The 14,679-nt window shown below is 70.3% G+C and carries 11 protein-coding genes; 8 read left to right on the forward strand and 3 right to left on the reverse strand.

Translation table 11 applies throughout. The annotated features are described in order from the left end of the window. Positions 1-172: 172 nt before the first annotated feature. From OG254_RS42375 to OG254_RS42385, 3 genes are read left to right on the forward strand one after another with little or no spacing between them, the layout of a single operon-like run. Entirely contained in the window at positions 173-1,639 is a 1,467-nt protein-coding gene (locus tag OG254_RS42375) for an amino acid permease (RefSeq protein WP_405592924.1), read from the forward strand. A 40-nt stretch (positions 1,640-1,679) separates the two neighbouring features. Next, positions 1,680-2,168 (forward strand): macro domain-containing protein, encoded by a 489-nt coding sequence (locus OG254_RS42380; protein ID WP_405592926.1) that lies wholly within the window; start codon positions 1,680-1,682, stop codon positions 2,166-2,168. Continuing rightward, positions 2,165-3,067 carry a PfkB family carbohydrate kinase gene (locus OG254_RS42385; RefSeq protein ID WP_405592928.1) on the forward strand — a complete coding sequence of 301 codons (903 nt, stop codon included), beginning with the start codon at positions 2,165-2,167 and terminating at the stop codon, positions 3,065-3,067. Before OG254_RS42380 ends, OG254_RS42385 begins: the two co-directional genes overlap by 4 nt. 80 nt (positions 3,068-3,147) lie before the next feature. On the opposite strand, the gene OG254_RS42390 is transcribed toward OG254_RS42385, so the two are convergent. Beyond that, on the reverse strand, positions 3,148-4,641 hold the full coding sequence (locus OG254_RS42390; RefSeq protein ID WP_405592930.1) for a M1 family metallopeptidase: 1,494 nt from the start codon (positions 4,639-4,641) through the stop codon (positions 3,148-3,150). A 207-nt stretch (positions 4,642-4,848) separates the two neighbouring features. Between OG254_RS42390 and OG254_RS42395 the strand changes: the two genes are divergently transcribed. From OG254_RS42395 to OG254_RS42415, 5 genes are all read left to right on the forward strand, one after another. After that, positions 4,849-6,807, forward strand: coding sequence for a Xaa-Pro dipeptidyl-peptidase (locus OG254_RS42395; RefSeq protein WP_405592932.1), 1,959 nt, complete (start codon positions 4,849-4,851; stop codon positions 6,805-6,807). Then, positions 6,804-8,063, forward strand: coding sequence for a M14 family metallocarboxypeptidase (locus OG254_RS42400; protein WP_405592934.1), 1,260 nt, complete (start codon positions 6,804-6,806; stop codon positions 8,061-8,063). The genes OG254_RS42395 and OG254_RS42400 overlap by 4 nt, the downstream gene beginning before the upstream one ends. An 89-nt stretch (positions 8,064-8,152) precedes the next feature. Then, positions 8,153-9,856, forward strand: coding sequence for a BCCT family transporter (locus tag OG254_RS42405; protein WP_405592936.1), 1,704 nt, complete (start codon positions 8,153-8,155; stop codon positions 9,854-9,856). Between the two features lie 110 nt (positions 9,857-9,966). Continuing rightward, positions 9,967-10,989: an oxidoreductase gene (locus tag OG254_RS42410; RefSeq protein ID WP_405592938.1), complete on the forward strand. Its 1,023-nt coding sequence runs from the start codon at positions 9,967-9,969 to the stop codon at positions 10,987-10,989. A 139-nt stretch (positions 10,990-11,128) separates the two neighbouring features. Further along, entirely contained in the window at positions 11,129-12,769 is a 1,641-nt protein-coding gene (locus OG254_RS42415) for an ABC-F family ATP-binding cassette domain-containing protein (RefSeq protein WP_405592940.1), read from the forward strand. 40 nt (positions 12,770-12,809) lie between these two features. Here the strand turns inward: OG254_RS42415 and OG254_RS42420 are convergent, their stop codons facing one another. Both OG254_RS42420 and OG254_RS42425 read right to left on the reverse strand, forming a co-directional pair. Then, complete coding sequence (locus OG254_RS42420; RefSeq protein ID WP_405592942.1) at positions 12,810-13,997, reverse strand: serine hydrolase domain-containing protein; 1,188 nt, start codon at positions 13,995-13,997, stop codon at positions 12,810-12,812. A 122-nt stretch (positions 13,998-14,119) separates the two neighbouring features. Beyond that, positions 14,120-14,671, reverse strand: coding sequence for a putative glycolipid-binding domain-containing protein (locus OG254_RS42425; protein ID WP_405592944.1), 552 nt, complete (start codon positions 14,669-14,671; stop codon positions 14,120-14,122). Positions 14,672-14,679: the final 8 nt, after the last annotated feature.

Here is a 14,679-nt window from a genome sequence, read left to right on the forward strand (position 1 = left end):
GTGGGACCGCCGTGTGAGAAGTAACGCTCTGTGACATACGCCACCGCGTGAGTCGCGTTCCGTGGGGGAAGGTGGCCCCTTGGTCTGTGCCTTTTACGGAAGGCGCAGGCCATACGTTCGTCCGGACACCCGAGCGCGACCCGCTCGGGCGCACCAGAGAGTGGTACCACCCGTGAGCAAGGACGCCGTGAACACGGCAGTGGCCGCATCCCGCACCGACGCGGCCCAGGTGCCCGCGGACGCGGGCGACGCCGGTTACAGCAAGGACCTCAAGGCCCGCCACGTCAACATGATCGCCATCGGCGGTGCGATCGGCACCGGCCTCTTCCTCGGCGCCGGCGGTCGCCTCCACAACGCGGGCCCGGCGCTGGCGATCGCCTACCTGGTCTGCGGTGTATTCGCCTTCTTCGTAGTGCGGGCGTTGGGCGAGCTCGTCTTGTACCGCCCGTCCTCCGGCTCCTTCGTGTCGTACGCGCGCGAGTTCCTCGGCGAGAAGGGCGCGTACGTCGCCGGATGGATGTACTTCCTGAACTGGTCGACGACCGGCATCGCCGACATCACCGCGATCGCGCTCTACACGCACTACTGGAGTCTGTTCACCGACATCCCGCAGTGGGTGCTGGCCCTGATCGCGCTGGCGGTCGTGCTGGCGGTGAACCTGATCTCGGTGAAGATCTTCGGCGAGATGGAGTTCTGGTTCGCGATCATCAAGGTCGCCACGCTGGTGGCCTTCATGTTCGTCGGCATCTTCCTGCTGGCCACTCAGCACGAGGTGGGCGGCACGACGCCCGGCCTGAGCGTGATCAGCGACAACGGCGGTGTCTTCCCGCACGGCCTGATGCCCGTCGTCCTGGTCATGCAGGGCGTGATCTTCGCGTACGCCGCCCTGGAGCTGGTCGGCGTCGCCGCGGGTGAGACCGCGGAGCCGGAGAAGGTCGTCCCGCGCGCGGTGAACTCGATCATGTGGCGCGTCGGCCTCTTCTACGTCGGCTCCGTCGTCCTCCTCGCCCTCCTCCTCCCCGGCTCGGTCTACTCGGCCGACCAGAGCCCCTTCGTCACGGTCCTGTCGAAGATCGGCGTCCCTGCGGCGGGCGACGTGATGAACCTGGTCGTCCTCACGGCCGCGATGTCCTCCCTCAACTCCGGCCTCTACTCCACGGGCCGCATCCTGCGCTCCATGGCCATGGCGGGCTCGGCCCCGAAGTTCACGGCCCGCATGAACCGCAGCCAGGTCCCCTACGGCGGCATCCTGCTCACCTGCGCGGTGTGCGTGCTCGGCGTCGGCCTGAACTACCTCATGCCCAGCCAGGCCTTCGAGATCGTGCTGAACGTGGCCTCGCTCGGCATCATCTCGACCTGGGTGATCATCATGGTCTGCCACCTGGTCTTCGTCCGCCGGGCCAAGGCGGGACTGCTGGACCGCCCCTCCTTCCGCCTCCCCGGCAGCCCGGTCACGGAGATCGCCACGGTCGTCTTCCTGCTGGCCTGCCTCGCCATGATGTGGAACGACCCCGAGGTCGGCCGCAAGACCCTCCTCCTCATCCCGGTCATCGCCCTGATGCTGATCGCCGGCTGGTACGCGATCCGCCGCCGGGTCAACCGCACGGAGGACCAGGAGCTGACCGAGCTCACGAAGTAGTTCCGAGGCCGTTGTCAGTGGCGGCCTCTACGGTGGCGTCATGTCGGAGATCACTTACGTCCGGGGTGACGCCACTGTCCCTTCGGTGAAGGGCGTCAAGGTGATCGCCCATGTCTGCAATGACATCGGGGGATGGGGAAAGGGCTTCGTCCTGGCCGTGTCCCGCCGTTGGCCGGAGCCGGAGAAGTCCTACCGGACATGGCACCGGGAGCGCGCCTCGAACGACTTCGGGCTGGGCGCGGTCCAGTTCGTCCAGGTCGAGCGCTACCTCTGGGTGGCCAACATGGTCGGCCAGCGCGGCATCCGCACGGGCAGCAAGGGTGTTCCCGTGCGCTACGAGGCAATCGGCGCGGCGCTGGAACGGCTGGGCGACAAGGCGGCCGACCTCGGCGCGTCCGTGCACATGCCCCGGATAGGCTGCGGCCTGGCCGGCGGCAAGTGGTCCCGTGTCGAGCCGCTGATAACCGAGCGGCTGGTGAAGCGGGGGATCGCCGTCATGGTCTACGACCATGGGGAGGGCGGAAGTTGAGCCGCGACATCGACGTGCTCGTGCTGGGCGGCGCGGGCGTCGACACCATCGTGTACGTGCCGCAGCTGCCGTTGCCGTACGCCGACAGCTACATGATCGACTCGGGAATCCGTACCCGCGCCGGGCAGACCGGCGACTTCGTCGCCCTGGGCCTGGGCGCCCTCGGCCTGCGGGTCCACCACCTCGACATGCTCGGCGACGACCCCGAGGGCGTCCTGGTCCGCGCCCTGCACCGGGAGAAGGGCATCGCGCTCACGGCGATCCCGCAGCCCGCCGGGACGAAGCGTGCGGTCAACCTCGTCGGCCCCGACGGCAGACGACTGTCGCTGTACGACACCAGCCGCACCCACCCCGACGACCGCTTCCCGGAAGCCATGGTGCGTGAACTGGCCGGCGCGAGCCGCCACGTCCACGTCACCATCACCCAACCCTGCGTCCATTCCCTGCCAGTGCTGCGCGAGTCGGGCGCGACGCTCTCCACCGACCTGCACGACTGGGACGGCGAGAATCCGTACCACGAGCCGTTCGCGTACGCGGCGGACGTCGTCTTCCTGTCCACCACCGCCCTGGCCGACCCCGAGCGGACGATGCGCCGGATCACCGATCGGGGCCGGGCCGAGGTGGTCGTGGCCACGGCAGGCGCGAAGGGCGCGTACGTACTGTCCGACGACGAGCTGACCCGCCTGCCCGCCGTGACGCCGCCCGCGCCGGTGGTGGACTCCAACGGCGCGGGCGACGCCTTCGCCGCCGCGTTCCTCTACGCCTGGCTGAACCGGGAGACACCCCGACGCAGCGCCCTGTACGGCACGATCGCCGGCGCCCACGCGTGCACGGTGCCATCGACGGAAACGGACGCGATAGGCCTGAACCAATTGATCGGGCGAGCCGCAACGCCCTAAGGGGCGCGGGGAACTGCGCGATCAACCACGGCGCACCCGCAGCCGCCCGACAGCATGTCGTGGCAGACCCAATGGCGCACTCAGTGCTCGTGCACGCCATTCGTCGCGGCGATCTTCTTCCACGACTTCGGCTGCGCAGGAACTCCGGACACCTTCGCGATCGAAGCCGCCCGCGCCGTGGCCGCCGCCGGCTTCGACGCCTGGAACAGCCACGTGTCGAACACCGCAGCCAGCGGCTTCCCGGACACCTCCTCGGCGTACCGCACGAAGTCGGCCACCGAGGCGTTGCCGTGGGCGTACTTCTGCGGCCACCCCTTCAGGATGGCGAAGAAGGCCTCGTCCCCGATCTCGTTGCGCAGCGCCTGCAGGGTCAGCGCACCCCGGTCGTACACGGCGATGTGGAACTGGTTCTCCGGCCCGGGGTCACCGGGCTCGACCGTCCAGAACGGATCGTCGGCCGCGCGCGAGGCGTACACGTAGTCGGCGATCTCCTGCGCCGTCCCCTCGCCCTCGTGCTCCGACCACAGCCACTGCGCGTACCGCGCGAAGCCCTCGTTGATCCAGATGTCCTTCCAGCCCTTGACGGACACCAGGTCGCCCCACCACTGATGGGCCAGCTCATGGACGACGACGGAGGTGTTGGACCCGTTGGCGAAGTTCGCCGGGCTGTAGAACGGCCGGGTCTGTGTCTCCAGCGCGTACCCGGTGTTGGTGTTCGGCACATACCCGCCGAGCGCGTTGTACGGATACGGTCCGAAGTACTCGCTCAGCCAGTCCGCGATCTCCCCGGTCCGCTCGATGCTCGCCCGTGCGGCCCCCGCCTTGTCGCCGAGGTCCTTGCTGTAAGCATTGATGACCGGAATTCCACTCTCGGACGTCCCCGTGGTGACGTCGAACTTCCCCGCCGCGAACGTGGCCAGATAGGTGGCCTGCGGCTTGTTCGAACGCCAGTTGTAGCGGGTCCAGCCGGCCCGCGAACTCGTCGACTGGAGCGTTCCGTTGGAGAGGAACTGCGTGCCGTTCGGCACCTGCACCGACACGTCGAACGTCGCCTTGTCGCGCGGGTGGTCATTGCTCGGGTACCACCACCAGGACCCCTCGGGCTCACCCGCGGCGACCCCGCCGTCCGCCGTGCGCAGCCACGCGTTGAAGCCGTACGCCTCCTTCGTCGACGGCACCCCGCGATAGCGCACGACCACGGTGACGTCCGAGCCCTTGGCCAGCGGCTTCTTCGGCGTGATCTCCAACTCGTGCTCGCCCGAGGTCGCGAACGACGCCTTCACGCCATTCACCCGCACCTCGCTGACGTCCAGCAGGAAGTCCAGGTTGAAACGGGACAGGTCCTGCGTGGTCTTCGCCAGCAGGGTCGCCGTACCCTCCAGCACGTCGGTGGCCGGCTGGTACTTCAGCCGGAGGTCGTAGTGGGAGACGTCGTAGCCGCCGTTGCCGTAGGCCGGGTAGTAGGGGTCGCCGATGCCCGGAGTGCCGGGGGAGTGGCTCGCCGCCGACGCCGGGATCGCCAGCATCAGGGAGGCCGCTGCCAGTGCGCCCGGCGCCATGATTCTGCGGTGCACGAAAGCTCCAAGTCGTAGGGGCCGAAGTCTTTTCGGAGCCTATTGAGTACCTGTGCCCCCTGCGTGTCCATGACCACCCGTGTCACACGATCGCCATTCGGCCGACATGAGCGGATCCGCCACAAGGGTGTTTATCGGCCATCTGTGGCCTCATGCGGCGTCAGTCGCCCTCTTCTGCACAGGAGTTGACCGATGTACCGTCCGCGCATGCCCAAACGCATGCGCTTCATGATCTGGAGACCGCTCGCGACGGCGGCCGCGGCCGCCCTGATGGCCGCGTTCCTCGTGCCCACAACGGCACAGGCCGGCCCGCGGGAGAGCACACCCGTCTACTCCTACGACAACGCCGTCCGCGAGGCCGTTTGGGTGGACACCGGACTCGACCTCGACCGCGACGGGAAGCACGACCGCGTCGCCGTCGACATCGTCCGGCCCCGCGAGGCGGCCGCGCAAGGCCGCAAGGTGCCCGTCATCATGGACGCCAGCCCGTACTACTCCTGCTGCGGACGCGGCAACGAGAGCCAGAAGAAGACGTACGACGCCGACGGCGAAGTCGTCCAGATGCCGCTGTTCTACGACAACTACTTCGTACCCCGCGGCTACGCCTTCGTCGGCGTCGACCTCGCCGGAACCAACCGCTCCGACGGCTGCGTGGACGTCGGCGGACGTTCCGACATCCTCTCCGCGAAGGCCGTCGTCGACTGGCTGAACGGACGCGGCAAGGCCTACACGACCCGCACCGGCGCCACCAAGGCCAAGGCGACCTGGACCAACGGCCGCACCGGCATGATCGGCAAGAGCTGGGACGGCACCATCGCCAACGGCGTCGCCGCGACCGGCGTCGAGGGACTGAAGACCATCGTCCCGATCAGCGCCATCTCCTCCTGGTACGACTACTACTTCCAGCAGGGCGCCCCGCTGTACGACTCCGGCCCGGACTGGCTCTCCGACTACGTCGACAGCCCCGATGCCCGCGCCAAGTGCGCCGCCGTCCAGCAGACGCTCGTCGACGGCGCGCCGCGCACCGGTGACTGGACGCCGCTGTGGACCGAGCGCGACTACGTCAAGGACGCGCGCAAGGTGAAGGCGAGCGTGTTCCTGATCCACGGCATGCAGGACCTCAACGTCCGTATGAAGCACGTCGGCCAGTGGTGGGACGCCCTCGCCAAAAACGGCGTCGAGCGCAAGATCTGGCTCTCCCAGACCGGCCACGTCGACCCCTTCGACTTCCGTCGCGCCGACTGGGTGAAGACCCTGCACCGCTGGTTCGACCACGAACTCCTCGGCTACGACAACGGCATCGACCGCGAGCCGATGGCCGACATCGAGCGCCACCCCGACCAGTGGGTCACCTCCCAGGCATGGCCGCCGCGCGGCACCGACACCACCACCCTGCGCCCCGCCAAGGGCGCCGAGGCGGGCGTCGGCACCCTCGGCCTGAACAAGGGCAACGGCACCGAGACCTTCACCGACGACCCGCAGCACAGCGAGACCGACTGGGCCGCGCACATCGACCGGGCCACCCCCGACAAGGCGGGCTTCGTGACGAAGCCGCTCACCCGCGACCTGCGTCTGTCCGGCTCCTCCGAGGTCACCGTCACCGCCACCCCGAGCACCTCGACGGCCCACCTGTCCGCCGTCCTCGTCGACCTCGGACCCGACACCATCCGCGACTACGCGGCCAGCGGCGAGGGCATCAGCACGCTCACCGACCGCACCTGCTGGGGCGCGAGCACCTCCGGCGACAGCGCCTGCTTCAAGGAGACCAAGGCCAAGACCGCCGACGTCGACTACACGGTCGTCAGCAGGGGTTGGGCCGACCTGGGCAACTACGCCTCCGACCGCAAGGGCGTGCCGCTCACCCCGGGCAAGGCGTACACGATCACCCTCGACCTCGCGGCCACCGACCATGTCGTCCCGGCCGGTCACCGCCTCGCCCTGATCGTCGCGGGCACGGACAAGGACCTGATCGACCCTCCGTCGACCAAGCCGACGCTCACCCTCGACCTCTCCCGCACGAAGGCCCGCGTTCCGCTGGTCGGCGGCGCCCCCGCCTACGCCCGCGCCACCGCCGGCACACCGACCGCCACGCCCGAGGCGAAGCGCCTCGACGGTGTGACGAGCGCGCCGCGCCCCGTCCACCGCATCCCGGAGGGAGGCCAGTGACCCGTATACGAACCCTCACCGTGACCGCGGCGGCCATCGCCGCGTCCCTCGTGGCCGTACCGGCCCAGGCAGCCGACTCGCCGCCCCGCACCGGCTTCGAGGAATCGAACGGCGCCCGCTGGACCAGCCAGCCCGAGGAACAGACCTTCCTGGCCGCCGTCGACAAGGCGAGCGACCGGGTGTCGGTGGCCCGGATCGGGACGACGAAGCAGGGCCGGCCGCTCCAGCTGGTCCGGATCGGTGAACGCCCCGCGCCGAACAAGGTGTTGCTCGTGTGCAGCCAGCACGGCGACGAACCCTCCGGCCGCGAGGCCTGCCTGTCCACCGTCCGTGACCTGGCGTACGCCAAGGACCGCCAGACCCGGCGCTTCCTGGAGCGCACCACCCTGCTGGTCGTGCCCACGGCCAACCCGGACGGCCGGGCCGCCGACACGCGCGGCAACAGCGACGGGGTGGACATCAACCGCGACCACATCGCGCTCCAGACCGCCGAGGGGCGCGCCATGGCCGCGGTCGTCCGCGACCAGCGCCCGGACGTCATCTACGACCTGCACGAGTACGGCGCCACACCCCCGTACTACGACAAGGACCTGTTCGACCTGTGGCCGCGCAACCTCAACACCGACGCGCACGTCCACGACGAGGCACAGACCCTGTCGCAGTCCTACGTGCGCCCGGCCGCCGGGGACGGCGGCTACTCGACCGGCACGTACGGCATCTGGACCGACCCCGGGACGGGCGATCCGATCAAGCAGGTCGCCGGTGACGGGCAGGAGCGCATCCTGCGGAACATGTCCGGCGTCAAGCACTCGGTCGGCCTGCTCATCGAGAGCCGTGTCGATCCGCTCACCGAGGCGGAGAAGGCGGACGCGGCCCTGAACAACCGGCGCCGGGTGCACTCCCAACTCGCGGCGCTCGGGGGGCTGTTCGACTTCACCGACGACCGTCGAGGACGGATCGAGGCGGCGACCGGCCTGGCCCGCCTCACGGGCTACGCCGACACCGGCCCCGTGCACGTCGGCGGCGCCGACAACGACCCGCCCGAACCGGCCGAGGTGATCCAGGACCCGCCCTGCGGCTACCGGCTCACCCCGGAGCAGTACGCGCTGGTGAAGGACGAACTCGCCCTGCACGGAGTGCGGACACACGGCACCTACGTCCCGCTCCGCCAGTCCCTGCGCGCCCTCGTGCCGCTGCTTCTCGACGAGCGCGCCCCGTACCACCTCACGATCGCGGAGCCCGACACCGACTGCTGAAGCGGCTGTGATCTGCGGGATCTGTGGTAGGTCCTGGGAAACGACGTGGATACCGGCGTACCCACCGTTTTCAGGGGAAGGTGCCGCAGATGACTGACGATCTGAAGCAGAGGGGTGGCGGCCGGGAAGGTCCTGCCGACGTTTCCGGCCGCCCCACCGACCCAGTGGTGTTCGGGGTGACCGCCGCCATCACCGTGGCGTTCGTGATCTGGGGCTGGGCGGCCACGGACTCGCTGGAGAGCGTGTCCACGAAGATGCTCAACGGCCTGATCCACAACGGCGGCTGGGCCTTCATGCTGGCCGCCTCCGGCTTCGTGGTCTTCGCGCTCTGGCTCGCGATCAGCCGCTACGGCCGTATCCACCTGGGCGCCGAGGGCGAGGAGCCCGAGTTCCGCACCGTCTCCTGGGTCGCGATGATGTTCAGCGCCGGCATGGGCATCGGTCTGATGTTCTACGGCGTCAGCGAGCCGCTCGCGCACTACACGACCCCGCCGCCGGGCACGAACCCCACGAACCCCGGGGAACGCATGGAGACGGCGATGGCGACCACCCTCTTCCACTGGACGCTGCACCCCTGGGCGATCTACGCGGTGGTCGGACTCGCCATCGCCTACAGCACCTTCCGCAAACGCCGGCGCCAGACCATCAGCGCGGTGTTCACCCCGCTGATCGGGGAGAAGCACGCCAACGGCGCCGCGGGACGGGTGATCGACATCCTCGCGATCATCGCCACGGTCTTCGGCTCCGCGGCCTCCCTGGGCCTCGGCGCGCTGCAGATCGGCTCCGGCTTCCAGGAGCTGGACTGGATGGACGACGTGAGCGAGGGCCTGCTCGTCGCCATCATCGCCGTACTGACCCTGGCCTTCGTCGCCTCGGCGGTCTCCGGCATCGAGCGGGGCATCCAGTGGCTGTCCAACATCAACATGGTGCTCGCCCTGATCCTCGCGGTGTTCGTCTTCATCGCGGGCCCGACGATCATCGTGCTCGACCTGGTGCCGACCTCGATCTTCTCCTACCTCGGCGACCTGCCCCAGCTCGCCGGCCGCACCGAGGCCAGCGGAGGCGAGGGCGTCGCCGACTGGCTCGGCAGCTGGACCGTCTTCTACTGGGCCTGGTGGATCTCCTGGACGCCCTTCGTCGGCATGTTCATCGCCCGCATCAGCCGCGGCCGCACCATCCGGCAGTTCGTCGGCGGCGTCATCCTGGTGCCCAGCACCGTCAGCCTCGTCTGGTTCGCGATCTTCGGTGGTACGGCCATGAAGCTGAAGGAGGGCGGCGGGCTCGGCGGCGAGGAGACCCCCGAGGGCCAACTCTTCGGCCTCCTGCAGGAGTTCCCCGTCGCGACCGCCAGCAGCCTGCTCGTGATGATCCTGGTCGGCATCTTCTTCGTCTCCGGAGCCGACGCCGCGTCGATCGTGATGGGCACGCTCTCCCAGAAGGGCGCGCTCGAACCCGGCCGCTTCGTCATCGTGTTCTGGGGTGTGGTGACCGGCGCCGTCGCCGCCATCATGCTGCTCGTCGGCAGCGGGCAGGGGGACGCGCTCACGGGTCTGCAGAACCTCACGATCCTGGCGGCCGCGCCCTTCGTCCTCGTGATGATCGGCATGTGCTTCGCCCTCATGCGCGATCTGCGCCGCGACCCGGTCATCGTGCGCGGCGAGATGGGCTCCGAGGCCGTCGAGCTCGCGGTGATCGCGGGTCACAAGATCTACGACGGCGAATTCGAGATCAAGGTCGGTCCGGGCCCGGGGACCGAGGCGGAGGGAGACCCGCTGGGGCACGACCACGGCTGAGTGGCGTACGCACGCACGCGTCCCGGCAATCTGTTCGTTTCTCATGCCGGGACGTAGCGGAATATGTCATGCCGCGCTCATATCGGTCTCGCTCTGGGGATACTCACAGCATGTCTGCCGAGTACGCGACCTTCGGCCTGGCACCGGCGATGCGTGCCGGTGGCGTCCTCGCCAACGGTGGCTTCCAGGTGCACCGGGACTTCGTGGACTTCATCGTCGACGGACGCCCGCTGCTGTTCCAGCTCTCCGACCTCGACGCCGTCTCCCCGCTCGCCTCCGACGTCCCGCCCGCCATCTTCACCGCACAGGTACGCGGCCTGCTGCTGGAGGCGGAACCCCCGCTTCCAGGCGGCCGGTACGTCATATACGGCTGCCCCGAATGCGCGGACCTCGCCTGCGGCGCCGTCACCGCGGTCATCGACAAGGAGGGTGACGACTACATCTGGCGGGACTTCGCCTGGCAGACCGACGATCACGCCGACCTGGAGCTCAACGGCTACCACGGCATCGGGCCCTTCCGCTTCCAGGCCGCCGAGTACCGCGCGGCGCTCGGCTCCCTGCTCGACCAGTCCGCCGAGCCACCCCGCCGCAGGGTGCTCCTCATCGGCGCCCGGGTCGCCCTCCTCGCCAAGCTCGCCGCCGCCCTGCGCACCATCGGCATCGGCGCCGAGATCACCCATGACCTGAGCGGCGTGCCCGCCGACGAACTGCGCACCTACGGCGCCGTCGCCTTCGGCCGCGCGGTTGCCCAGGAGCAGCGCGCCGCCGTACGCCGCGCCTTCACGGACGCCTCGGTGGAGGTGGCGTACGTCGACGGCCTCGCGCCGATCGTGCCGCTGCTGGTCGCGCAGATCGAACACGCCCTGGACCGCAGCCCGGTCGAACAGCGCCGCCTGACCCGCCTGGTGGCCGCCGACGGCGAGGCGGGCGTCGAGGTCACCTCCCCCTGCCGGGTACGCCTCACCGCGTACCGCCTCGACCGTCTGTACCGCACCCACACCCACGAGGTCTTCGACGGCATCCTGGAAGCGGGCCGCCACCGCATCGCGCTGGACGCGAAGGCGGTGAAGGGGGAGTCGTTCGTGGTGGCGCGGACGTCGGGCAGCGTGCTGGTGGAGGCGATGGCTCGGTAGCGCTCCGCTGGGTGCCGCGGTATGCCGTCGGTCGTCTGCGGCCTCGTCGTGGCTGGTCGCGCAGTTCCCCGCGCCCCTTGAGGGGGCGCCTAGCGTCCGGCCCGACGCCGCCGCCGCGCGGCTACTAGGATCGCTCCCTGTGACTGCCACCCTCGTCGTCAAGAACCTCGCCGCCGGCCACGGTGACCGCTCCCTGTTCAGCGGGCTCGACCTCGTCGTCGCGCCCGGAGACGTGATCGGCCTGGTCGGAGCCAACGGCGCGGGCAAGTCCACGCTGCTCCGACTGCTCGCCGGGCTCACCGCTCCGGAGGAGGGCGAGCTGCGGCTGTCCCCGCCGACGGCGACCGTCGGTCACCTCCCGCAGGAGCCGGAGCGGCGCCCCGGCGAGACCGTACGGCAGTTCCTGGCCCGCCGCACCTCAGTCGCCGAGGCCCAGCGGACCATGGACGAGGCGACGCAGGCCCTGGTCGACGGGGCGCCCGGCGCGGACGACGCCTACGCGACGAGCCTGGAGCGCTGGCTGGACCTGGGCGGCGCCGACCTCGACGAGCGGGCGGAGGAGGTCGCCGACTCGCTGGGCCTCGCCGTGGACCTGGACCAGCCGATGACGTCCCTGTCCGGCGGCCAGGCGGCCCGCGCGGGACTGGCCTCGCTGCTGCTGTCGCGCTACGACGTCTTCCTGCTGGACGAGCCGACGAACGACCTCGACCTGGACGGCCTGGAACGCCTCGAAGGGTTCGTCTCGGGCCTGCGCGCCGGCACGGTCGTCGTCAGCCACGACCGCGAGTTCCTCACCCGGACGGTCACCAAGGTCCTCGAACTCGACCTCGCCCAGCAGCAGATCAACCTCTACGGCGGCGGCTACGAGGCCTACCTGGAGGAGCGCGAGGTGGCCCGCCGGCACGCCCGCGACGACTTCGAGGAGTACGCCGACAAGAAGTCCGCCCTCCAGGACCGGGCGCAGATGCAGCGCTCCTGGATGGACAAGGGCGTCAAGAACGCCCGGCGCAAGGCGAACAACGACAACGACAAGATCGGCCGCAAGTTCCGCAGCGAAGCCAGCGAGAAGCAGGCCGCGAAGGCCCGCCAGACCCAGCGCATGATCGAGCGCCTGGATGTCGTCGACGAGCCGCGCAAGGAGTGGGAACTGCGCATGGAGATCGCCTCGGCCCCTCGCTCGGGAGCCGTGGTCGCGACCCTGCGGGACGCCGAGCTGCGCCGCGGCGACTTCACCCTCGGGCCGGTGTCCCTCCAGATCGACTGGGCGGACCGGGTGGCAGTCACCGGTGCCAACGGCGCGGGCAAGTCGACACTGCTGGCCGCCCTGCTGGGCCGCGTCCCGCTGACCGCGGGCCAGGCGTCGCTCGGCTCCGGTGTGCTGATCGGTGAGGTCGACCAGGCCCGCAAGCTGTTCCACGGCGAGGAGTCCCTGCTGGACGCCTTCTGCGCGGCCGTCCCGGACACCGAACCGGTCGAAGTGCGCACCCTCCTGGCCAAGTTCGGCCTGAAGCGCGATCACGTCCTGCGCTCCGCCGCCACCCTCTCCCCGGGCGAACGGACCCGCGCCGCCCTCTCCCTCCTCCAGGGCAGTGGCGTCAACCTCCTGGTCCTCGACGAGCCCACCAACCACCTCGACCTGCCGGCCATCGAGCAACTGGAGTCGGCCCTGGACGCCTACGAGGGCACCCTGCTCCTGGTCACCCACGACCGGCGCATGCTCGACGCGGTCCACGTCACCCGCCGCCTGGAGGTCGCCGACGGCAAGGTGACGGAACGCTAGGACGGATCCGTCAGCCCCGGACCCGAACACCGGACCCCGGTCAGCGCAGCAGGGCGCAGACGAAGTTCTCCTGCACGACCCGCAGGCGGGCCAGCAATCCGGGCTTCATGGTCCGGTTGATCTGGGTGGTGGTGGAGAAGGTCAGCGACCGGCGCCCGTCCGGCGTGGCCGCGATCAGCTGCGTGTAGCCCGGTGTGTTGCCGGTGTGCCCCAGCACCACCCCGCACCGGGTCGTGTACCGGAAGATGCCGAGCCCGGCGTCGTTGCGGCCCGGCCCGGCCGGCTCGGACGCGCCCCCGGGGATCCACCGCCGCTGCTCCCGTACGACACGGTGGCCGTACAGCCGGCCCCCGGCGTAGCCGCGCACGAAACGGGTCATGTCGGCGGGCGTGGAGACGATGCCGCCCGAGGCCCACACGCCGGACATGCTGAGGGCCTCACTGATGTCCTCCGGCGGTGCGGGCGGGGTCACTTCGTAGCCGTGCAGATAGGGCACCGGCAGCCGGTAGCCCTGCGGCAGGCTGGTCCGGCGCAGGTCCAGCGGCCGGTACACCAGCTCGTCCAGCAGCCGCTCGTACGGCACGCGGGTGGCGGCCTCCGCCATCAGGGCGACGGCGATGTTGTCGGAGTTGGAGTACTGGTACCGGGTGCCGGCCCGGAACCGCAGCGGCCGGTCGGCGACGTAGTCGAGCAGCCGACGGGAGTCGAAGTGGTGCCGGGGGTTCGCGCTGAGCGTCGCCAGGAATGTCGGGTCCTCGGTGTAGTCGGGCAGGCCGCTCGTGTGGTTCAGCAGCTGGCGCAGCGTCACGGAACCCCAGGCCCGCGGCAGCCTGGGCAGCCGCTCGCGCAGGGTGTCGTCGAGCCGCAGGTAGCGCCGGTCCACGAGGGACAGCGCCACCGCCCCGCTGAACGCCTTGGCCGTACTGGCGACGCGCATGTGGTCGTGCGGCTCGGGCCGGCGGGCGGTGCCCAGTTCCGCGACACCGGCCCGGACGACCCGGCTGCTCCGGCCGTCCTGCAGGACGGCGATGACACCGGGTGGGCCGCCAGGCGCGCGGACCAGTTGCTCCAGCTGCTGCTGGAGTGAGTCATAAGGGTGCGGCCGGGGCTGCGTGGTGGCGCCCGCGACGGCCGGGGACAACAGGATCAGGCAGAGGGCGACGAGGCAGGACGCCCGCGTACGGGGCACGAGCGGGGGACGGCGGCGGGGCGAGGGGGCGGTCGGCATCGGCTCTCCCGGAGCGGCGGCGGGCACGCGGACCTGGGGGTCCGCCTGTCCACATGTGCCCGCCCGGAGCCGATCAGCCCCGCGTGCTACTGCACATGGCGCAACGGCCCGCGCCCCGCGGCTCAGCCGAGCCGCGTGGCCAGCCCCGGATAGTCGACGACGAAGCCGTCGTCGTCGAACCGGATGTCCCTGCGGAAGTCGCCGGAGACGAAGCGGGTCCGGCCCGGCCCCAGGTGTGTGTACGTCTGCCGGGAGGCGACCGGGGTCAGATTCGGCACCGACACCCACGCCATCAGCAACTCCTGCTCCCCGGGCGTCCGATGGAGCCCGTGCCGCAGCACCGGCATCGTGTTGGTGAGCGGGCACAGGCCGAGGTCGCAGTCGAGTGCGCCGTCGATGTCGGCCCGGTGCTCACCGTTCGCCGTCCACCGGCCCGCCCCGTCGTGCCGCAGGTCGAGCGTGCGCACGCCGTCCGCCGACTCGGCGGTGACATGCAGCCGACGTGTCACGAAGGCGTCGGCCGTGTCGAGTTCGTACGAGATCCAGTACGGCTCCGGAACCGTGCCGACCGCTCTGCCACGCGCCCGGAGGGTGTCGGCGCCGAGCTCGATCCAGGCGGTCTCGACGCCCTTGCTCCCCGACACTTCCCAGGTGATGACGTGCGACGTCGGCATGGCGTCAC

It is taken from the genome of Streptomyces sp. NBC_01092 (genome assembly GCF_045039535.1).
Classification (GTDB): domain Bacteria; phylum Actinomycetota; class Actinomycetes; order Streptomycetales; family Streptomycetaceae; genus Streptomyces.